Annotated in this window: 20 protein-coding genes; 14 read left to right on the top strand and 6 right to left on the bottom strand. The window is 55.1% G+C overall.

The window, feature by feature from the left end; all coding sequences use genetic code 11:
- Nucleotides 1–14: 14 nt before the first annotated feature.
- The 8 genes from HWX89_RS13950 to HWX89_RS13915 are packed head-to-tail and all read left to right on the top strand — an operon-like array spanning nucleotide 15 to nucleotide 6564.
- The gene (locus tag HWX89_RS13950) at nucleotides 15–335 is read left to right on the top strand and encodes a TrbC/VirB2 family type IV secretion system protein (RefSeq protein WP_138793947.1); all 321 of its coding nucleotides are present in this window, start codon (nucleotides 15–17) and stop codon (nucleotides 333–335) included.
- Nucleotides 336–338: 3 nt separating this feature from the next.
- A complete protein-coding gene (locus HWX89_RS13945; protein ID WP_138793948.1) occupies nucleotides 339–638 on the top strand; it encodes a VirB3 family type IV secretion system protein in 300 nt (99 codons plus the stop codon).
- 4 nt (nucleotides 639–642) lie between these two features.
- Nucleotides 643–3051: a VirB4 family type IV secretion/conjugal transfer ATPase gene (locus HWX89_RS13940; protein WP_138794061.1), complete on the top strand. Its 2409-nt coding sequence runs from the start codon at nucleotides 643–645 to the stop codon at nucleotides 3049–3051.
- Complete coding sequence (locus HWX89_RS13935) at nucleotides 3048–4127, top strand: lytic transglycosylase domain-containing protein (protein ID WP_138793949.1); 1080 nt, start codon at nucleotides 3048–3050, stop codon at nucleotides 4125–4127. The genes HWX89_RS13940 and HWX89_RS13935 overlap by 4 nt, the downstream gene beginning before the upstream one ends.
- An 11-nt stretch (nucleotides 4128–4138) precedes the next feature.
- On the top strand, nucleotides 4139–4855 hold the full coding sequence (locus tag HWX89_RS13930) for a type IV secretion system protein (protein WP_246705169.1): 717 nt from the start codon (nucleotides 4139–4141) through the stop codon (nucleotides 4853–4855).
- Between the two features lie 2 nt (nucleotides 4856–4857).
- Nucleotides 4858–5400 carry a thermonuclease family protein gene (locus HWX89_RS13925; protein ID WP_138793951.1) on the top strand — a complete coding sequence of 181 codons (543 nt, stop codon included), beginning with the start codon at nucleotides 4858–4860 and terminating at the stop codon, nucleotides 5398–5400.
- Complete coding sequence (locus HWX89_RS13920) at nucleotides 5400–6080, top strand: thermonuclease family protein (RefSeq protein ID WP_138794062.1); 681 nt, start codon at nucleotides 5400–5402, stop codon at nucleotides 6078–6080. The genes HWX89_RS13925 and HWX89_RS13920 overlap by 1 nt, the downstream gene beginning before the upstream one ends.
- A 19-nt stretch (nucleotides 6081–6099) precedes the next feature.
- Nucleotides 6100–6564: a hypothetical protein gene (locus HWX89_RS13915; protein WP_246705168.1), complete on the top strand. Its 465-nt coding sequence runs from the start codon at nucleotides 6100–6102 to the stop codon at nucleotides 6562–6564.
- Between the two features lie 34 nt (nucleotides 6565–6598).
- Here the strand turns inward: HWX89_RS13915 and HWX89_RS13910 are convergent, their stop codons facing one another.
- From HWX89_RS13910 to HWX89_RS13900, 3 genes are all read right to left on the bottom strand, one after another.
- The gene (locus HWX89_RS13910) at nucleotides 6599–6913 is read right to left on the bottom strand and encodes a hypothetical protein (RefSeq protein ID WP_138793953.1); all 315 of its coding nucleotides are present in this window, start codon (nucleotides 6911–6913) and stop codon (nucleotides 6599–6601) included.
- A gap of 1559 nt (nucleotides 6914–8472) precedes the next feature.
- Nucleotides 8473–9273 carry an invasion associated locus B family protein gene (locus tag HWX89_RS13905; RefSeq protein ID WP_138793954.1) on the bottom strand — a complete coding sequence of 267 codons (801 nt, stop codon included), beginning with the start codon at nucleotides 9271–9273 and terminating at the stop codon, nucleotides 8473–8475.
- Between the two features lie 37 nt (nucleotides 9274–9310).
- Nucleotides 9311–10339, bottom strand: coding sequence for a YadA-like family protein (locus HWX89_RS13900; RefSeq protein ID WP_353505680.1), 1029 nt, complete (start codon nucleotides 10337–10339; stop codon nucleotides 9311–9313).
- Between the two features lie 801 nt (nucleotides 10340–11140).
- Here HWX89_RS13900 and HWX89_RS13895 point away from each other — a divergent pair.
- Together HWX89_RS13895 and HWX89_RS13890 are read left to right on the top strand one after the other, a co-directional pair.
- The gene (locus HWX89_RS13895) at nucleotides 11141–12151 is read left to right on the top strand and encodes a porin (protein ID WP_138793957.1); all 1011 of its coding nucleotides are present in this window, start codon (nucleotides 11141–11143) and stop codon (nucleotides 12149–12151) included.
- Between the two features lie 991 nt (nucleotides 12152–13142).
- On the top strand, nucleotides 13143–14153 hold the full coding sequence (locus HWX89_RS13890) for a porin (protein ID WP_138793957.1): 1011 nt from the start codon (nucleotides 13143–13145) through the stop codon (nucleotides 14151–14153).
- 327 nt (nucleotides 14154–14480) lie between these two features.
- Here HWX89_RS13890 and HWX89_RS13885 read toward each other — a convergent pair whose 3' ends face one another.
- Nucleotides 14481–15143 (bottom strand): SOS response-associated peptidase, encoded by a 663-nt coding sequence (locus HWX89_RS13885; RefSeq protein WP_138793958.1) that lies wholly within the window; start codon nucleotides 15141–15143, stop codon nucleotides 14481–14483.
- A 186-nt stretch (nucleotides 15144–15329) separates the two neighbouring features.
- On the opposite strand from HWX89_RS13885, the gene HWX89_RS13880 reads away from it, so the two are divergent.
- A complete protein-coding gene (locus tag HWX89_RS13880; RefSeq protein WP_138793959.1) occupies nucleotides 15330–15752 on the top strand; it encodes a hypothetical protein in 423 nt (140 codons plus the stop codon).
- A gap of 230 nt (nucleotides 15753–15982) precedes the next feature.
- Here the strand turns inward: HWX89_RS13880 and HWX89_RS13875 are convergent, their stop codons facing one another.
- Nucleotides 15983–16243, bottom strand: a complete 261-nt coding sequence (locus HWX89_RS13875; RefSeq protein WP_138793960.1) for a hypothetical protein — start codon at nucleotides 16241–16243, stop codon at nucleotides 15983–15985.
- Nucleotides 16244–16836: 593 nt separating this feature from the next.
- Here HWX89_RS13875 and HWX89_RS13870 point away from each other — a divergent pair.
- The 3 genes from HWX89_RS13870 (at nucleotide 16837) to HWX89_RS13860 (ending at nucleotide 19246) form a co-directional block, all read left to right on the top strand.
- Nucleotides 16837–17454, top strand: a complete 618-nt coding sequence (locus HWX89_RS13870; protein ID WP_138793961.1) for a ParB/RepB/Spo0J family partition protein — start codon at nucleotides 16837–16839, stop codon at nucleotides 17452–17454.
- Entirely contained in the window at nucleotides 17451–18770 is a 1320-nt protein-coding gene (locus HWX89_RS13865; protein ID WP_138793962.1) for a hypothetical protein, read from the top strand. The genes HWX89_RS13870 and HWX89_RS13865 overlap by 4 nt, the downstream gene beginning before the upstream one ends.
- A gap of 92 nt (nucleotides 18771–18862) precedes the next feature.
- Complete coding sequence (locus tag HWX89_RS13860; RefSeq protein ID WP_138793963.1) at nucleotides 18863–19246, top strand: hypothetical protein; 384 nt, start codon at nucleotides 18863–18865, stop codon at nucleotides 19244–19246.
- A 121-nt stretch (nucleotides 19247–19367) separates the two neighbouring features.
- On the opposite strand, the gene HWX89_RS13855 is transcribed toward HWX89_RS13860, so the two are convergent.
- Nucleotides 19368–19649 carry a hypothetical protein gene (locus HWX89_RS13855; RefSeq protein ID WP_138793964.1) on the bottom strand — a complete coding sequence of 94 codons (282 nt, stop codon included), beginning with the start codon at nucleotides 19647–19649 and terminating at the stop codon, nucleotides 19368–19370.
- Between the last annotated feature and the right edge of the window lie 8 nt (nucleotides 19650–19657).

Raw genomic sequence — 19657 nt, 5'->3', positions numbered from 1 at the left:
CAGGAGAGAATGAAATGAACATCCAGTTTCCCAAGGCGAAGTACCGCAAAGCCTTCGTTATAAGTGGGCTTATTGTCGCCGCTCAGTTGGTAGGTGCCGAGGCAGCGTTCGCACAGTCGGCCTTTGCGCCGCTCCAATCCTCGATGCAGATGATCGTTGATTTCATCAACGGCTCGTTCGGTCGCCTTGCGGCCATCATTGCCGTGATGGCGCTCGGCCTCATGGCCTTTGCAGGCCGTCTGTCGTGGATCACGGCCGGAGCTGTCATCCTGGGTATGGGTCTTGTCTTCGGCGCTCCCACGATCGTTGATCAGCTCGTTGCCGGTGTGAAATGAGCCATGGCGCAATACACCGACGATAAGCCCCACATGACGCCGCTAGTCATCGGTCTGACGCGTTCCCCAACACTTTGGGGAGTGCCGTACATGGCCGTCGTTCTGGTGATTGGTCTCACCATGATTGGCTGGCTGGCGACCAATTCCTTCTGGTCATTCCTGATCGCACCGGCCGCCTATGTCTTCCTGTTTTCGCTCTGTACGTGGGACGCGAAGATTCTTGAGGTCTTCCAGGTCACGACGAGAAAAACTCCACGCACACGCAACAAAAGCTTCTGGGGCGCAAACTCTTACGGACCTTGATATGCTGCACAAGTTCATTCGGGACGAATTGGGGTTTGGAAAAACCGCTCACAACGAGCGCCCAATGTCGGTTCATATTCCCTACAGCCGCCACGTTTCTGAAACCGTGGTCCGGCTCGACAACGGCGCTCTCGCCAGTGTCATCAAGCTGAACGGCCTGTTTTTCCAGACTGAAGATCAATCCCGACTGAACCAGGAAACTGTGTTGCGAAACACCGTTCTTCGATCGCTTGGTTCCAGCCGCTATTCCGTCTGGTCGACAATCATTCGTCGGCAAATACAGCCCGACATAGAGGGCGAGTTTGCTGACGACTTTTGCAAGGTTCTCGACCAGCGTTACATGCAGCAGCTCGACCGCAAGCGAATGTTCCAGAACGACATCTATCTGACGATCGTTAAATCCGGACTTCGTGGCGCGCTCAGCATTTCCGACCACCTTCGCAAAGCCCTCAACAAGGTTCAGAGCGCCGAGGTTCGTGAGCAGGACGATCGCGAGGAGATCAGCGACTTCGAACAGCTGATCACCAATGTTGTATCGCAGCTCAAAAAATACGGATCGCGCCCGCTTGGAATTGCTGTGCGAGACGACCGGCCTTTTTCCGAGCCATGCGAATTTTTCCAGTCGATCCTGTCATGTGGTGTTCAGCGTCAGATGCCTCTGCCCCGCATGGCGATCAAAGACTACGTCGGCATGTCGCGGCTGCACTTCGGCCCGCGCACCATGCAGACCGATGCAGGGCAAGACACCCGTTTCGGTGAAATGATCTCTATCAAGGAATATCCCGGCATGACCGGTCCCGGCATGCTCGATGGGCTGCTGCAGATGCCGCACGAATTCATTCTCACCCAATCATTCACGCTGTCTGACAAGCCTATTGCGCAGGAGCGTATCACACGTTTGCAGCGGCAAATCAGCGCTTCGGACGAACGCGGCACCAGCGTTGAAACGGATATCAACGATGCGCTTGCGCAGCTCATGAGCCAGGAGGCGGTTTTCGGCATCCATCATTTCTCGCTGCTGTGCCTGTCCCGAGATCATGACAAGCTCAAAACCGTTGTCTCCGAGCTTGGAAGCTGCCTCACGGATATGAATATGCCGTGGGTGCGCGAAGACCTCAATCTCGAAGCATCGTTCTGGGCGCAGCTTCCGGGCAACAACTCCTATATTGCCCGCGAAGCGATGCTATCGAGCAGCAATTTTTCGGGCCTGTCGTCGCTGCACAATTTTGCCAGTGGCCGTCGCGACGGCCTGCATTGGAACGTGCCGATCACGATCCTCGAGACAGCATCGCAGACCCCATACACGTTCAATTTCCACAACGAGCGCGGCGTGGGCCACTTTCTGGTAACCGGTCCTAGCGGCTCCGGTAAAACCGTGGCGCTCACTTTCCTGCTGGCACAGGCGTTTCGTGTCTCGCCAGCGCCACGAGCAGTGTTCTTTGACAAAGACCGTGGTGCGGAGATCTTCGTCCGCGCCATGTCTGGCACATACGAGATCCTTGAACCTGGTGCACCGACTGGCTTCAATCCCCTGCAGATCGAGAACACGGCCAAAAACCGGGAGTACTTGTCCCGGCTGTTCAAGGTCATGCTGGAGAGCAAGGCCGCGCCCTTCACCCAGGAAGACACAGACCGGCTCGAAAGCGCTCTGCTTCGCTTGATGAAAGAGCCGCGTGAGCAGCGGCATCTGCGCAATCTTTCGGGCCTGTTGATCGGCCAGACGAGAGCGGGCGTCAACGATCTCTCTGCCCGCCTGCGGCCCTGGATCGATGGCGACAAGGCGTGGCTCTTCAATGCCCAGAACGACACGCTCGACCTCGATCGCGCCCGCGTCATGGGCTTTGACATGACGAACATCCTGTCTCTGCCCGACATTCGTGCGCCAGCGCTCATGTATATCTACCACCGCCTCGAAGAGCTTTTGACCGGCGATCCCGTGATGATCTTCATGGATGAGGGCTGGCAGCTTCTGCAGGACGAGACGTTCAGCGGCTTCATCGTCGACCAGATGAAAACTATCCGAAAGAAAAACGGCATTGTTGGTTTCGGTACACAGTCTGCAGCCGATATCGCGAAGGCGAAGGACGCCCATACGCTCATCGAACAGTCGCCAACCCACATTCACTTCCCCAACCCGAATGCAGACGAACTAAGTTACATCGAGCGCTTCAGCCTGACCCGCAAAGAGTTCGATTTCATCAAGAACACCACGCCGGAAAAGCGCGCCTTCCTCATCAAGCACGGCACGGATTCCGTTGTTGCGCGTCTCGATCTCGGCGCGATGCCGGACCTCATCAAAGTGTTGTCGGGTACAAAGTCGTCGGTCGATGAATGCACGTCGCTCCGTGCTGAACACGGCGACGATCCGAAGGACTGGCTTCCGATTTTCTGCGGTTGGGAGGGTGGCGCATGAATGCTCACCAAACACGGCCTCTCACAGTCTTGCTTTCAGGCGTGCTGTTCGCCTCCATCGCACATGCCGATGTTCCGGTCGAAGACGACAAGATCGCTGGTGAGCGGCAAACACGCGACAGCCTGACCAGCAAGGTCGAAGAGACCGACAAGAACCGTTTTGTTCAGAACAAGAGCGTGACCTGCTCGGTGTACCGGCCGGCGAAGGGTAGCGACCCAAATGCGGCAGCTCAGGCCAATCCGGAGATTGCAGGCCTCATCAAGCGCGTGGCGCGAGAGGAAGGCGTCGACGAAACGCTGTTCATGGGCCTGGTCTATCAGGAAAGCCGATTTAATCCCTGCGCGAAGTCGCATGCGGGCGCAATCGGCCTTGCGCAGCTCATGCCTCGCACGGCAGAGGGTCTCGGCGTCAATCCGCATAACATCGAAGAAAACCTTCGTGGAGGAGCGCGTTATCTCCGCCAGCAACTCAGGACTTACGGCGGTGACGTCAATAAAGCGCTTGCCGCCTACAATGCTGGCCCTGGCAATGTGAATAAGTATGGCGGAATCCCACCGTTCAAAGAAACCCAGGGGTATGTCTACAACATCACCCAAAAGTGGGTTCCTGCACTCGGCGGCAATCAAATCCCCCTGAACTACGGCGGGAGCGGCGAGAGCTTCACCGGCATGCGTCAAGCAACGATCAATGCCATGGCAACCACGCAAGGCGTTTCCGAAAGCTCGTCAGATGTCGGTTCATGGTTCCAGCAGCTCGGCCAAACCGAGACCGGTACCATTCAGGATAGTTGGGATCTGAATTCAGGTGCGCGCAACGCCAACCTGCAAATGATCAACAAAGTCATCGAGCTTGGAAACAGCCTCTCCGAACTCCTGAATAGCCGCAACGCCGTCAATCTGAGCAGCACCTCCGGCGCGTCTCAATCGACCGCAATCCCGGCCAAGCCTGAACAACCCGCCGATCCATCCGGCAATTGCGATCCAGAGCAGAACCTCGAATGGAACGACGAGCAGAAAGCCTGTGTCGCAAAACGAGAAAACGCCAACGAGATCAACCTCGATCTCAATCCCCAATGAGGAGACAGCACATGCTCAGACGAACCAAATGCGCCCTTTCTTTTGCCGTTGTTTCGCTCATTGGAGCTGAGACAGTCCATGCCCAAGGCGTGCCTGTTATCGATCAGAAGAACTATCAGATTGCCAAGGAGACGGCCGAAACCACCGATAAGATCCTTGGCACCAACAAGGAAATCCTGACAACCGTCGATGAGACGCTGAAGGCGCTCACCGGCAACCGAGGCAGCGAAGCCGGCCAGATGCAGAACCTTGCTGTTGGCAATGGCTTCAGCGTGTCGTCGATGCCGTCGGTCGACAGCATCATGTCGGGCGGCGTTCCAAATTTCGGTGGCCTGAGCGGCGATATCTCGAAACTTGCATCGACCTTCATCAATGGCCTGAAGCTCGTCAAAAGCCTGTCCGGAAAGTCGAACAGTGGCTTCTCCGGCGACAAGTCCTACGAGCAGATGGTCAATACCGTGCTGTCCGTTTCGGCTCTCATCAATGGATCGCAGCAGGCGGTCACGCAGCGCAAGAGCGCCTTTGAAGCAGCCGGTCAAAACATCGGACAGGCGCAGGACATCAAGGGATCGATCGACCAGAACACGCAGCTTCAGGTGCAGTCGGGCCTCACAATCAACGAGCTGGTTGGTGTCATGAACGGCGCGGTGTCTTCGCTTCAGGCGCAAACGCAAAAGCAGATCACCGACATGTCGAACACCAACAAGATCCTGCAGTTCGGAGAATGACCATGAAACTTGTCACGACCGCGCTTCTTGCCGGGTCGATCGCCACGCAGGCCGCACATGCGGCGCCTCCCGGTTATTTCGATCTCGCCCCCAGTATCACCCTTGAGACGGGCGACACATGGACGGATGGAGCCAAGCGCTATCGCATCTACGGCATTCAATCCTGCATTCGCGGAACGTCCTACACCGACAATGGCGGTCAGAAGCAGGACTGTGGCGACGCTTCGCTCGCAGTCCTCGCTGCCTTCATCAAAGACACGAAACCGGTTTGCGCGCCGACGGCCGAAACGCCCAATCTGACTTATGTTGTCTGCTATGCGACCGTTGGCAATCAGCGCCTCGATCTCGCGACCATCATCGTCAGCCAGGGCTTTGCCTTCGCGTCGCTCGATCAAAACGGCATGCCAGTGTTTCCGGCTTATGCCGTCGCAGAGCAGGAAGCGCGGTCGCGCAAGGCTGGCCTCTGGCAATTCAGTGACGTCCAGCATCCCTCCATTCTTCTTTCATCGCGGGCCAAGGCCCAGAGCAAGGACGCATCGAAATGATGAAACGTGCCGCCATCATCGCTTTGTGCGCAGCAACGACATCTGTCAGCGCAGCCGATCTCGTCAGATCATCCGCGCCGTTGCCACCCGCCGCCTATGAGGCCGCTCCACTATCCGGCGTCTCCGGCCGAGCATCGGTTATCGACGGCCGCACTCTCTGGTTTCCGCAGACAGCGCAAAAGGTGCGCCTGGCCGACATCGATGCATGTGAACTGCCACAATGGGCGCTTGATCCGGATTGGAAAGACCGGAAAGCCGTCAAAGCTCCTAATCCTGTCCCATGCGGGCCACTGGCAAAGGCATGGCTAAAGCGGACGATGGGAGCGGCATCCGTGGACTGCAAAGTCGTGACGGTCGGCGCAGACGGAACGCCGGAAGCTTTTTGCAGCGTTGCCGGCCGCGATCTCGCGCTCGAAATGCTGCGTGTCGGCTGGGCGCGTGTTGCCACGCCCTACCCGCGCCACGCTGCATATCTCGGCTACCAGACGAGCGCTATGGCAGCTCTGTACGGCATGTGGGCCACCTACGTTCTCGACATGAACGAATGGCGTCGCAGAGCCGTCGATCGCACCAACGAGCGCCAGCCGATCGCTGACTTCAATCTTCTTGCAACGCGTCAGAGCGAGATCTCGCCACCCTTCGCAGATGCCCGAAACAAACCCGTCCGGACAGATCGATAATCACATGAGGAACATGGGAATGAAGAAGCTCGCCTTGCTTGCCGCCCTGACGATGAGCCTGCCAAACACCGCCCCGGCGCAAGACGCGCCGTGGGGCTGCCATGTCCTCTTGTGCGCAGCGTCTTCCGCGCCATCCTGGCAAGGCGTGCCGTCTTGCGTTCCACCCATGACGCGGTTGATTGCAGCCATGAAGGTTCCCGGCTTCAGCTGGCCAACGTGCCCGCAGGCCGGAACGGACGCGCCTGGTCATGAACCTTATGAGGATTGCCCAACTGGCTACGAGATCTACACGCCCATGGACGGCAATGGCAAAGGCAAACCTGGCTGGTGCAAAAAGCCCGATATCTGCAGCGGCAGGGGCAGTGACGCAATCTGCAAGACCGGCGAAATCATCCAGCGGCCGTTCAAACAAGACCCGTACTATTTCGACATAAAGAACAGTGAGGGGCAGTCAAACCGGCACTGGTTCAATCTCAACTACTGAACTGAGAAAAGCCCGCTGATCGCGGGCTTTATTTTTAGGTACGCTGTTTTGCCAACTGCTCAATCTCCAAGGTCGGTTGAGCAAGCAGGAACGCCGACATGTAAAAGCCTTTCTCAAAAAGTTCGGCCTCATCTTTCGGCTGGTAGTCCATCAGATACTGACGCGCCTCACTTTCCGCACTCAGTGCGCGGTCCAGCTCGTCGTGATCTTCAGGCGTCAAAATCGTTCCATCTTCGGCAACGATCTTCCACCGGCTTGCGATCTCTCCACCAAGCTTCAAGCAGCCATAATGCTTTGCGATCAATTCTTTCAGCGTATGTTCCCTGACGATTTTCAGGACTTCTTTCATGAAACCTCTCCTTCAATCGGCACCTTTCCCATCCTTTTCCAGTCGGGAGCAGAGGGCAGGTCCACCTGCCCTCCTGCCCGTCCGGCGAGGACCGTGAGAGAGAGGGGCAATAGCAAAAAACGGAGGGGGATCACCCGCCGATAGGTCGACGTTAGAACGCCCTGGCGCTTCGCGTCGATCCTGCATGAACACAGTGAGGAAGGACGGGGAAACCGCTTTTTTGCTGTTGCGGGGGAGAGAGGGCAGAGCGCTTTCTTCCTTACCCGCAATTAAAAATGTGAGTGATCTCACTCGCATCTCCAATCCCAGCCAACGGCTGGGTTTGCCCAATGTGCGCCGATTGCGGCACATCGTAATTTTCGGATTCATGGCTCGAAAGCCTAACTCGCATGCTGTCGCCCGCGAGAGCTGCCTTGAAGCAGCAGACATAATGTCTACGTTTTGGCATTAAGCCGCATTTTGAGACTACGGCCGGAACCTACATGTTCCAAAGAGCCTCGCCGTCGAGCGCCCTCGCATGAAGCTCTCCAAGCTGCAATCAGTGACTTCGAAACCATTAAACACGCGCATCGCTTTAGCTCGGAAAGCCTGGACGTGTCCGAAGGCTCTCCGACCGCGAAGGTCCAGTGAGGAATGATGCCGGGTTACCAACAACAGGTGCTGAAAGGAGTAAATACCCCTAGATCGCCGCGTCTGCGACCCGAGTTATTGATAGTATAAATGCGTACGAAAGTCTGCCTTTTTCGAAAACCGCAGCCACAATTTCGTCATATAGAGATTGGCTTGGTTTACCATTTCCTACCGAAATTTCTTATTTTCGATAATGCTTTGGGTCCGTTGTGGCTCCTGCTCCGCCGTTCTATCGACCAACGGCAAGTGCAGGCAAAATTTGAGGACCCGCCTGGTGTTCAAAGTCGCTGGCGGCCCGCACCGTCTGGTGCGGTCTATGAGTTTAGAAGATTCAGCAACGGGGAGCGTTACGAGAAATACGCGTCTGAAGCTTGGCGCTGGGCTCGGTAGCGATCGTGATCCTCGTCGGTTGTACCAGGGACTGAACCCGCCAGTTCGCGAAACAATAGCTCCCAACGCCATTCAGCAACCGAGTTTCCGACTAAGCCATGCGGCCAGACCTGAGCCACCTCTCTGCCATCATGGTAGCCGACCCAGCAATCTGTGTCGGGAGGCAAGAGCCAGCGTAACCGATGATTCAATTTCGTTTCTGCCTCGTGATTCCCTTGTCGGCCAACACGAGATGCAGCCCATGCGAGATTATCGGCCACGTTTCTTTTTGTCTTGTGGACCGCTCATATCCCGGCCGACCCATTTGAAGAATACAAAGACTGCGGCCCCTATTAAAAGAAGGGGTACAAGAGCTTGAAGATCAAACATAGTCAATCTCTCCATTTGAGTGGAGAGAACTATAGTCGTCCGGTTTTGACGGTACATCTGGGAAAAGTGGTAGGCGACTTCTCACTACTCTTAAAGCGACGGGTCGCCAGCGCGAGACAGGGCTAGAAAAAGGACCATCTTTGGTCCTTTTTATGCTCATTAATGTCGCATCAGTAAAGCTCTGACGCCTTCTGCTTGGGAGCGTCGTTTCGAGCTCCCTGGCGCACTGGTTTTGCCGGTTTCTTCGGAACCGATAAAGCGGCTTTCGGAGCAGGTTCTTCTTTCTTCAGATCGATTAATTTCTGTGACGGTGCAACACTGGCGAAGGGATTGGTCGCGGCGACCTGCAGGGCTTTGTCGAAACCTGCCATGTTCCCCGCAAGATCGACCTCGCCTATCTCACCGGTCGGGGTCTTCACCTTATAGGCGAAGCCGATTTCTTGTGAGGATTGGACCGCGGACTGAATAATCCCTTCGAAAGGAAAGGCGGTGATGCAGCCTTCACTTGAGCAGAACCATTCTTGTTGCGGGATTGTTTTCTCAACCCCGGCAAAGAAAAGCCGCAAGCCGTTCTCGGGTGCAAAGTTGCTCGTGACATGAACGAAAAGCATCGACCTTTTTGCGAGGCTAGACCCGATACCCCATTTGACGGAGGATCGTGTCGCAGCCTTTGCGCCCGTATCAATAATGATCTGCTCAATCGAACAAGAACGCCGGCCGGATGAGATCCGGACACTACAAGCGAGATTCCAGGTTTCAAAACCTCTGTTGATAGAAAGGATGTCTCCAAGTTCAACATGCTCGCCGGGATCCGCAACGGGGGCTCGCACGGCAAATGGGTTGGCTTGCGGTGCGGGAGGCACTTCTGCCGCAACTTGTTCAGTCGCAGGCAGTTCGAGTAAGGTCGGCTCCTCGGCCCAGGCGTACGAAGCAGCGCTTGCGATCGCGAGCGTCAAAAACATGCGTTTCATGATTGGCTCCAGTCGATTATGGGGAACACCCCGATTGTCAGTTCAGGGTGAAAGAAGCGCCGGCGTTCCAGGAAACGTCGTTCTCGCCGAAGTTATAGCCCATGGATGCATTTACGCGGACCATGCCATCCTCGGACGTGTAGCCCATGCCGGCGACGACAGACGTCGCGCCTTTGAAGTTGCCCAAGCCCGAGGCGAACGAAATCTTGCCGGGATTGTTGTCGAAACGCAGCGCCGCCATTCCCATCGCCGATGCGATACCGCCGCGTGTTTCCTGCAGGTTGCGCTCAATCTGGCTGCTCAGAGCCGAAAACTGATTGCTGCTCTGAGACTGCAGCTCAACAAGCCGCTGGTCCGTGTAAGTCTTGGCGTCCTGCGTTGCCTGTTTGACCTGACGCACGTTGGCAGCGTCAGTGTCAGCCTTGCCGTCAGCAACATTGTGGATCGACACCGGGCCTGTGCCGTCACCAGTCAGGACGATGTCATTCGTGCGTTTGCCGTTGGCACCCGTGACATATTGCACGCCGGACTCGTACGTCGCCTTCAGAGCGTCGCCGACATTGTTATATTGAAGACCCGCAACCTCGTAGACCGGCGCTTGAACAGTGCCGTCGGCGTTGATCTTCGCGCCACCACCGAGTGCAGCCACTGTCGAATCAAGCTGAGCGACGTTGACGGCATCTGTCGCACTTTGGCCTGCAGCGACATTGCTGATCTGAACGGGATTGCCAGTCCCATCATTCAGCGTGAGGCCGCCAGTCTTGTTACCTTGTGCGTCGGTGTTGTAGAACACGCCGTTGTTCTTGATATCAGCGATGTCCTTGTCGTGACCGTCCAGCCGGGAATCCTGCTCAGCATTCTTTTGCTCGACCGCATCAAGCCGACCATCCTGCTCCGCATTTTTATTTTCAATTGCGTCCAAGCGTCCGTCCTGTTCGCCATTCTTCACATCATTGGCCGCGTTGTTGTTGTTATTGTTTACGACGGTGTTGACGTAGTTCTGGTATTCGTTCTGGATTTGCTGGAACGCGTTGTTGATTTCGCCAGTTGTGACGAAATTATCCACGCTCAGCTCGTAGTTCTTGTAGACACTCTCGCACGATGCATACTCGGGCTGGCTATTATCATGGCCTCCGGTATATCTGACAGTGATATCTCCTGGCTTCAGGATACAACCGCGAGTTCCAGAAACAGCGGGGGCGGACAATGCTACCACCGCGTTCATATGCAAAATCATGGTGGTGGAAATAAACAGCTTTAAAAGCGTATTTCCGGCAAACTTGAAAGATGGAAGCTCCATACACTTTCCTTTGAATTCGTCCGATCGGGTTCGAGGAAAACCGGCTAGCGTGTAGCATGCACGCTGGCCTTCTTTTTAAAACCTTTTTTGCGTTATTTGCGAAGTGCAGGAGCAATCCAATGACGTAATTCCTCAGAGAACGCAATGCACCAAACATCAACTGGGTTTGATAAATGAGAGATTTTCGACGATAATCGAATGAAACGCTAGATTTTCGAGAATTTGGAAATCACAGTTGATTTAGGAAAATGTAAACATGATAGCGTTAAGATTGCTGCGAGTCTGCCCATTCTCAGCGCTCACACGTCCACTTCCGGGAATTTCCCAACCACCCCCGGTAACGATGTTTTAACGTCTTTCAGGCGTGTGCGGCGCACATCAAATTTGTGTGGCCAATTTGATACAGATTGAAATTTAGGCAGATGAATTGGGCGCTAGATTCCAAACGCAGCGTTGCGTTAGGCAGAAAATCTCTGTCTTTTGTGAATCAGCGCGGGGCATGGCGGCGGGGGAACCGGCCTTCTTGACTGCGTTAAAAAAAATCCAATTATTGACTGGAGGTCAATCATGAACATTAAGAGCCTTCTTATCGGCTCCGCTGCTGCTCTCGCAGCAGTATCTGGCGCACAGGCTGCCGACGCTATCGTTGCTGCTGAGCCTGAGCCCCTGGAATACGTTCGCGTTTGCGACGCATTCGGCACTGGCTTCTTCTACATCCCGGGCACCGAAACCTGCCTGAAGTTCGGCGGTTACATCCGTTTCCAGACCAACGTTGGTCGTGACGCTTCCGGCACGTCTGACTGGGATTCGTTCACACGCGCTCAGTTCGAAGTTGACACCCGCACCGACACCGAACTCGGCGCTCTGCGTGGCTTCATCGGCTTCCGCGGCAACGCTGACAACGGTTCTGCAGCCGATTCTGGCGTTTTCGTTGACCAGGCGTTCATCGAAATCGGCGGCCTGAAGGTCGGTAAGTTCTACAACTGGTGGGACGATGGTCTCTCTGGCGAGTCTGACGTTCTGTCCACGAACGCTCTGTTCAACTCGGTTCGTTACACCTACGACGCTGGCTCGTTCTGGGCTGGTATCTCGGCTGACGAACTCGAAGGCATCGAACTCGGCTACGAAGATCAGGACAACAACGTTGGTATCTCTGCTGGCGTTGGCGCGAAGCTCGGCGTAGCTTCCTTCCAGCTCATCGGCGGTTACGACATCGACCGTGAAGAAGGCGCTGTTCGCGGTATCATGACTGCTGACATCGGTCCTGGCACGTTCGGCCTCGCTGGTGTTTGGGCTTCCGGCGCAAACGCTTACTACTCTGAATCCGAGTGGGCCGTTGCTGCTGAATACGCAATCAAGGCAACCGACAAGCTGACGATCACCCCCGGTGCTCAGTGGTTCGGTAACTACTACGTTGGCGGCAACGAGTTCTCGAACAACGACGCTTGGCAGGCTGGTCTGACGCTTGATTACAAAATCACGCAGGGCCTCTCCACGAAGATCGCTGTTAACTACCTCGACGTAGACGACGTAGACGACGAAGTTAACGGCTTCATCCGTCTGCAGCGCTCGTTCTAATCTGATCTGACATCTGTCAGTGATGGAAACCCCGGCAGCAATGCCGGGGTTTTTCGTTGCTGGCTAACGCATTGTTTTCAAAGTTAAGATTCGCGTCTGATCACTACTTTGTGCGCAAAGAAAATAAGGTGTCAGAACCATTTTCCCTTAGACAAAATTTGATTCGTTCTGTAACCTGCTATGCGAGTTGGAAAGCTCTGATCCACTCTTCGCGTCCCTGCGTAGAATGAGCAATTTGACTCCAGTCAAAGTTGGCCTAGGCCACCCTAGGTTTCACTCCCCGGACCCTCCAGTTCCGGGGAGTTTTGCTTTGTAGAGCGAGCCTCATTTAACCAAATAGATCTCTTTGCACCGCTTCTTCCTCAGCGGGCAGCAACATAAGTCCGTCATTGGGCAAAGGCCGTTGAAGCGCGCTCGCTTCGGTCCAAGGTGCGTTCATCCACAGAGATCGACCTCGCCTTGATGCCGCAAAGAAAGCCTATTTGGGAGCGTCGTGTTGCAAAACATCAGCTGGCTGATAAGTCCCCTCAGGTCTTCTGTAACCAGCCCGAATCTGTCGTCCACTATTTCTGGGGTGTTCTGCTGGGCTGGGATGGGAGGCGGTGCAGCTACAAAGTAGGTGGCCAGTTCATGGCGGGTGATACCTTTCCTATCAGCGAGTGCAAAACCACTAGGCTTTGGCAATCAAATAGAAGTTGCACGCCGCTAGAGTCGCAGTCTCTGCAACTCCCTGCTTTGAGGCGTCGGCGCCGCTTTCGCTGGTAACGATGTTTTAACGTCTTTCAGGCGTGTGCGGCGCACATCAAATTTGTGTGGCCAATTTGATACAGATTGAAATTTAGGCAGATGAATTGGGCGCTAGAATCCAAACGCAGCGTTGCGTTAGGCAACAAATCTCTGTCTTTTGTGAATCAGCGCGGGGCATGGCGGCGGGGGAACCGGCCTTCTGGACTGCGTTAAAAAAAATCCAATTATTGACTGGAGGTCAATCATGAACATTAAGAGCCTTCTTATCGGCTCCGCTGCTGCTCTCGCAGCAGTCTCTGGCGCACAGGCTGCCGACGCTATCGTTGCTGCTGAGCCTGAGCCCCTGGAATACGTTCGCGTTTGCGACGCATTCGGCACTGGCTTCTTCTACATCCCGGGCACCGAAACCTGCCTGAAGTTCGGCGGTTACATCCGTTTCCAGACCAACGTTGGTCGTGACGCTTCCGGCACGTCTGACTGGGATTCGTTCACACGCGCTCAGTTCGAAGTTGACACCCGCACCGACACCGAACTCGGCGCTCTGCGTGGCTTCATCGGCTTCCGCGGCAACGCTGACAACGGTTCTGCAGCCGATTCTGGCGTTTTCGTTGACCAGGCGTTCATCGAAATCGGCGGCCTGAAGGTCGGTAAGTTCTACAACTGGTGGGACGATGGTCTCTCTGGCGAGTCTGACGTTCTGTCCACGAACGCTCTGTTCAACTCGGTTCGTTACACCTACGACGCTGGCTCGTTCTGGGCTGGTATCTCGGCTGACGAACTCGAAGGCATCGAACTCGGCTACGAAGATCAGGACAACAACGTTGGTATCTCTGCTGGCGTTGGCGCGAAGCTCGGCGTAGCTTCCTTCCAGCTCATCGGCGGTTACGACATCGACCGTGAAGAAGGCGCTGTTCGCGGTATCATGACTGCTGACATCGGTCCTGGCACGTTCGGCCTCGCTGGTGTTTGGGCTTCCGGCGCAAACGCTTACTACTCTGAATCCGAGTGGGCCGTTGCTGCTGAATACGCAATCAAGGCAACCGACAAGCTGACGATCACCCCCGGTGCTCAGTGGTTCGGTAACTACTACGTTGGCGGCAACGAGTTCTCGAACAACGACGCTTGGCAGGCTGGTCTGACGCTTGATTACAAAATCACGCAGGGCCTCTCCACGAAGATCGCTGTTAACTACCTCGACGTAGACGACGTAGACGACGAAGTTAACGGCTTCATCCGTCTGCAGCGTTCGTTCTAATCTGATCTGACATCTGTCAGTGATGGAAACCCCGGCAGCAATGCCGGGGTTTTTTGGTATTGCCTAACGCTTTGTTTTCAAAGTTAAGATTCGTGTCTGATCACTACTTTGTGCGCGAAGAAAATAAGGTGTCAGAACCATTTTCCCTTAGACAGAATTCGATTCGTTCTATAATCTGTAACGCGAGTTAAAAAGCTCCGTATCCAACCATGGGCCCCCCCATGTGTGGGCAATTTGACTCCAGTCAAAGTTGGCCTAGGCCACCCTAGGTTTCACTCCCCGGACCCTCCAGTTCCGGGGAGTTTTGCTTTGTAGAGCGAGTCTCATTTAACCAAATAGATCTCTTTGCACCGCTTCTTCTTCAGCGGGCAGCAACATAAGTCCGTCATTGGGCAAAGGCCGTTGAAGCGCGCTCGCTTCGGTCCAAGGTGCGTTCATCCACAGATCTACCTCGTCCTTGTTCCTCAAGATGACTGGCATAGCCTTTGGATGGATTGGTCGCACTACGTCGTTTGGTTCACAAGTCAGAAAACCGTACAGTTGGTGTTCGCCTGGGCGTGGGTTTTTCAGCGAACCGCGACTTCCGGACCATGCCGTCCAAATTCCCGCGAAAAACGCCAGCGGCTGATCTTCGTTGATGGCGAACCAGCGTTTCGTCTTGCGGGGTTTCGTATCTTCCCACTCGCAAAACGTCGTCCACGGCACGACACACCGGTTTTCTGGCCGCAGCCACCGACGCCAATGTGCCGATCCGACGTTGCGGATATTGGTAACGCCCGTATCAGGGTTGCCATTGGTGACGAAAGCCAGCGATGGCATTCCCCACGTCAAAGCCGCCAGTTCGCGTTCATGTCCGTTATTCCTCACAACAGGAGCAACGCGATCCGGGTAAACCTCCACGTCAGGTTCAAGGTTGAGCCTTTCCTGCATTGCTCCCGCAATCTCGCGAATTGCCTGTTGGTTCGTCTGGACGCGGTATAAATTGCACATGTCTGGCCCTCGATTTCGTCAAACTACGTAACGCCTAAGAGTGCCGATTGTTCGCCCAAGGCGGACGGGGCCAATTCGTAGAGGCACTCGTCTTTCGCGGGTATCTGGACCGCAATCGTGATCGGTTGCTAAGCTCATGATTCCGCTGGCGAGACCAGAGATTGCAGAACACGAAAGTCCGCGACGATGAAAACAATTAAAAGGTGGATGAAAAATATCGCCGCGATGGTGATGATCTACGTATTAGCCGTGATGATGGCTGGAGCCTTCAAGTTTTACGGTTGCTTCAATCGCATTGGCGACGATGAAGTTCTTGATGCCGCAAAGCAAGCCTATTGGGAGCGTTGGGGAAAACATAAGCTGGCCGAAAAGTCCCCTCAGGTTATCTTCTGTAACCAGCCCGAATCTGTCGTCGACGATTTCTGGGGTATTCCGCTGGGTTGGGAATGGGAGGCGCGTTGCACTACAACGTGGGTGGCCAGCTCATGGCAGATGACACCTTTCACATCAACGAGTGCAGAACCACCCGGCTCTGGCAATCAAATAGAAGTTGAACTATCGCAGAGTTTCCAAAAGCTAATTTTGTCGTCCTCGAAAGGAAAACAGTGACCGCTTTTGCGGTCTCGATCGCTTGAGCATACGCTCCGCTTAATGCCCGTCTCTACTGTTCGATTTCCCGCTCTACGATGGTCCGCAGGCCTCGCCAATGGGAAGGCGGGTTAGTATTCAGCCGTTGTAAGCGGCCAACGGCCCAATCCAGCCGAAGGCTATCGCCGTGACAGTTCCGATCACGATGGCATTGAGCACGATGAGAAAGATCACGAGCTTCGTTTCGGCGCTCATGACATTTGCCGATATTGCGGCTGCGTCTCTTCTGCGGCTGCCCGTTCGAAACTCTCGAGAGCAATGGAATGCATCGTTTTGAACAGGTGCTTGTCGATATCGACCTCTTCCGCCACTTGTGGGAGAAGATCGATTGTTCTGGCTATCGTCGTCTCGACGAGCTCATGTTGAAGCGTTGGATCTGGCGTAAAACGCCGCGCCCAATCCTCCAAAAGACTTCTAAGCAAGCTCTCATGATTGAATGGCGAGTTACCCATAAGGTGCTCCTCCATTAGCAGGCGGGAGCACGTAGTAACCCTCAGTTGCCACCGCCTACACATTCGGTTGGTGCCAATAACAAGACTATATCAGGGACGGCCATTTAATCACGCCCATTTACGTACCTGTAACAACTCGTGTCCACGGCCATCGCTCGCAACCGTGCTCTATGGCTGCGCCACGGAGCCGCGCCTTTCGGCCGTCTCCGCCGTTCCGGTTACGTTCACTTTTCCTGAAGGAATAACGCGACCGCTTTGCGGTCTCATTCGCAATGAGCATACGCTGCGCTTAATGCCATTCTCTGCTGTCTGATTTCCCGCTCTACGATGGTCCGCACGTCTCGCCAATGGGCAAGCAGGCTGTCGCCTGTGCGTCTGTCAGAAAAACGGCTTTCACCGCCAATTCGGCAAACCTTCCGTTTTTCAGGCAGCCGGACCCATGACTAGCCCCGCGCACCAACGGGGAGCGGGCTTCGCCCTTCCCCCCTTCGTTCCGGTGGATGTGAGGGCACATCCACCGGAACGGTGGGTGAAAGGCTTCGCCCACTGCGGGGCTTGCTTCTCGGATTTCGGGAACCGTTGGAGAACACATTATGACCGCTCAAATCGCTGCCACCGTGAAAGTCGCTGTATCTAAGCTTGCTATCGACCCTTTGAATGCCCGTAAGACTTTCAACGCTGCCAAGCTGGCGGAGCTGGCGGAGAACATCGCGCGTGAAGGCGTCCTGCAGAACATTGTTGTGCGTCCTGCAGAAAAGAAGGGGCACTACTTAATCACGGCAGGTAGCCGTCGTTTCCGCGCCGTAAATCTCCTGATCGAAGCCGGTCGCCTGCCGAAAACCTTTGAGTTCGACTGCATGGTGAAGCAGATCAATGAGGCCGGAGCGATTGCCCTCTCCATCGCTGAAAACGTCATGCGCGACGATATGGACCCGATTGAGCAGTATCATGCTTTCGCGCACCTGGCCGACGCTGGCTTGCCTATTGCGGACATCGCAGCGCGTTTCTCTACGACAGAAATCATCGTTCAGCGCCGGTTGAAGCTTTCCAAAGTCCACCCCGATCTCCACGCGGAGTTTTCCGCTGGCAAAATGAATTTCGAACAGCTCTCTGCCTTCACGATCACCGTGACCAAGACGCGCAAAAGCATGTCTGGGAGACACTGCCCTATTATAATCGTTCTGCGTCGCAGATCAAAGGCGCGCTCGTGACGGATGGTATTTCCGCCACAGACAAACGGCTGGTCTTCATTGGTGGACTGACGGCATATGAGCAAGCGGGCGGCATGGTGACGCGTGACCTTTTTGCCGCCGATGGTGGATTTGCAAACGATCCGGCCCTAGTCGAAAGTTTAGTTGCTCAAAAACTGGAAGAAACCATTTCCGCACTGAAAGCGGAAGGATGGGCATGGGTCGAAAGCCTGACTGAATGGTCCTATCCGTCTGTCGCGGAGTTTGACCGGCACTATGCAGAGGCGGTAGCGCTTTCAGAAGACGAGCAGGCTCAGCATGACGCGCTCACAAGTGAACGGGACGATCTATGCGCGCAGATTGAAGACGGTGTTGCTGACGACAAAGCCGAAGGCCGAGTGGCTGCTATCACAGGACGCCTCGATGCGTTGGAAAAAGAAGCCTACGCTCCGGAGGTCATTGCGAAAGGCGGCGTATTTATCGCTCTCAGCTACAACGGCCAACTGCGCATCGAGAGGGGATTTGTCCGGAGAGAGAAGCAGGAGGCTGTTCCATCGCAAGGCGAGGCTGCACCCGAGGAAAAGGGCGCAAAACTTTCCGCACCATTTGTTGAAGACCTCACGGCGCAGAAGACTGCAGCGCTCCGTTCAGAACTCGCCAAAAACCATAGCGTTGCGCTCGTGACCGTTGTTCACTCAATGCTGCTTTCGGCCTTCTACCGCCACGCGACTGATTATTCGTGCCTCGAGATTTCGACCAAAAGTTTCGGCCTTGATGGCAGCTTGAAAGAGCCGCAGAACTCCAAGGCGCTTACCGAGCTGGATGCAGGATCTGAAGATATCAAGAGCCGCCTTCCGTCCAATCCGGACGCACTCTGGGGCTGGTGCATGGATTTAAAGCCGAACGAGTTGCTCGAGCTTCTTGCCTTTGCAGCCGCTGGTACAGTCAATGTTGTCGAAGGCAAGTCAACCTATGGTAACGCCAAGCACTTCAACCATTCCAAGCAGCTGGCCGCAGCACTCGGGACCGACATGCGCAATCATTTCGAGCCAACCGTCGATAACTGCTTTGCCCATATGAACCGCGCAACCATTCAGGCGTCAGTGGCGAAGGCGAAGGGCGAAGAGTTCGCCAAGGGCATTATCGACATGAAGAAGAGCGACGCGGCTGCATTCGCTGCCAAGGCCCTTAAAGGCACAGGTTGGCTCCCTGCCCCTCTCCTATTCGACGATGCCTCGTCCGAAAAGCAGGGGATTGCCGAGGCGATCCAGACTGACGCAACCGATGAGATGATCGAGACCGCAGATATCATCCAGTTCTCCGAAGTGGCTGCTTAGTGCAGTCGCGCCGGTCGCAGGCTCCTCCCGGCTGCGACCGGCTTCCCATCGCGTGACGAGATCGATTGACGATCAAGACGGAGAGGATAATCATGAAATTGTTCGGCACGGTCTCCTGCAATAGACCGTGCCGAACTCATCTATTGCAAGATCACGATGATGATCTGCAGGACGATGATGATGACCTGCTTCCAGGTCCATGGGTTACTTGGGCACATTTTCAACTCCTGTCCCATGTTGAACCTGCTCAGGCGACCAATCGACAGCAATTGCTTGCGATTGCCTGGAGCGAGAACGAAGGGACCGTCTGTGACGGCCCCTTTTTTCTGCGTAATCCGCAAATGGTTGAGTTCACCAATTCAGGACGGGAACCGGATCAGAAGGTGGGCGATGACGACGCTTGTAATGAAAGCCAGAGTTGCGAGGGAGAGGACGAGGGCGGCGAACGACAGGCTCGACAGGCGCTCCATCCATGATTTTTGCTTCAGGTCTTCAGCTAGCACTTTGAGTTTCGGTCTTGGGTCTCCCCACTTTATGCGCCTGAAATTGTAGACGTTCTTAGCCATTACGCGACCTCTGAAAGCCGTGAACATTGTACTACTGCACGGTACCGCGCTGCTGTGGGTTCACAAGTTGCCAAAGTTCATTTTCGCCAGCCTGCGTGAGTTCGCTGCCAAGGCAAACCAATTCCAACCCCACCCTTTTTGCAAGAAGGGACATTACCGCGATACCAAAGCCTGTATCTCCGCCGATGGGTATTGAGGCTTTCACGGACAGGTTTGCTTTTGCCGCATGGACGGCCCTTTCCCAAGTGGCGTAGCCAGATAGGCGAGCAAAGGTGTCGGCCGACTCTCGTTCGTTTTCAAGCAATTTGGTCAAGCGGTCGC

The organism is Rhizobium sp. RM (assembly GCF_013390595.1).
Lineage (GTDB): Bacteria > Pseudomonadota > Alphaproteobacteria > Rhizobiales > Rhizobiaceae > Agrobacterium.
Note: the sequence above shows the minus strand (reverse complement) of the source record. Positions and strands in the feature narration are given on the sequence as shown.

Bases quoted from the DNA above. Each gene is read 5' to 3' on its own strand.
- HWX89_RS13950 (WP_138793947.1), top strand. From the start codon at position 15: ATGAACATCCAGTTTCCCAAGGCGAAGTACCGCAAAGCCTTCGTTATA.
- HWX89_RS13945 (WP_138793948.1), top strand. From the start codon at position 339: ATGGCGCAATACACCGACGATAAGCCCCACATGACGCCGCTAGTCATC.
- HWX89_RS13935 (WP_138793949.1), top strand. From the start codon at position 3,048: ATGAATGCTCACCAAACACGGCCTCTCACAGTCTTGCTTTCAGGCGTG.
- HWX89_RS13930 (WP_246705169.1), top strand. From the start codon at position 4,139: ATGCTCAGACGAACCAAATGCGCCCTTTCTTTTGCCGTTGTTTCGCTC.
- HWX89_RS13925 (WP_138793951.1), top strand. From the start codon at position 4,858: ATGAAACTTGTCACGACCGCGCTTCTTGCCGGGTCGATCGCCACGCAG.
- HWX89_RS13920 (WP_138794062.1), top strand. From the start codon at position 5,400: ATGAAACGTGCCGCCATCATCGCTTTGTGCGCAGCAACGACATCTGTC.
- HWX89_RS13915 (WP_246705168.1), top strand. From the start codon at position 6,100: ATGAAGAAGCTCGCCTTGCTTGCCGCCCTGACGATGAGCCTGCCAAAC.
- HWX89_RS13910 (WP_138793953.1), bottom strand. From the start codon at position 6,913: ATGAAAGAAGTCCTGAAAATCGTCAGGGAACATACGCTGAAAGAATTG.
- HWX89_RS13905 (WP_138793954.1), bottom strand. From the start codon at position 9,273: ATGAAACGCATGTTTTTGACGCTCGCGATCGCAAGCGCTGCTTCGTAC.
- HWX89_RS13895 (WP_138793957.1), top strand. From the start codon at position 11,141: ATGAACATTAAGAGCCTTCTTATCGGCTCCGCTGCTGCTCTCGCAGCA.
- HWX89_RS13890 (WP_138793957.1), top strand. From the start codon at position 13,143: ATGAACATTAAGAGCCTTCTTATCGGCTCCGCTGCTGCTCTCGCAGCA.
- HWX89_RS13885 (WP_138793958.1), bottom strand. From the start codon at position 15,143: ATGTGCAATTTATACCGCGTCCAGACGAACCAACAGGCAATTCGCGAG.
- HWX89_RS13880 (WP_138793959.1), top strand. From the start codon at position 15,330: ATGAAAACAATTAAAAGGTGGATGAAAAATATCGCCGCGATGGTGATG.
- HWX89_RS13875 (WP_138793960.1), bottom strand. From the start codon at position 16,243: ATGGGTAACTCGCCATTCAATCATGAGAGCTTGCTTAGAAGTCTTTTG.
- HWX89_RS13870 (WP_138793961.1), top strand. From the start codon at position 16,837: ATGACCGCTCAAATCGCTGCCACCGTGAAAGTCGCTGTATCTAAGCTT.
- HWX89_RS13860 (WP_138793963.1), top strand. From the start codon at position 18,863: ATGAAATTGTTCGGCACGGTCTCCTGCAATAGACCGTGCCGAACTCAT.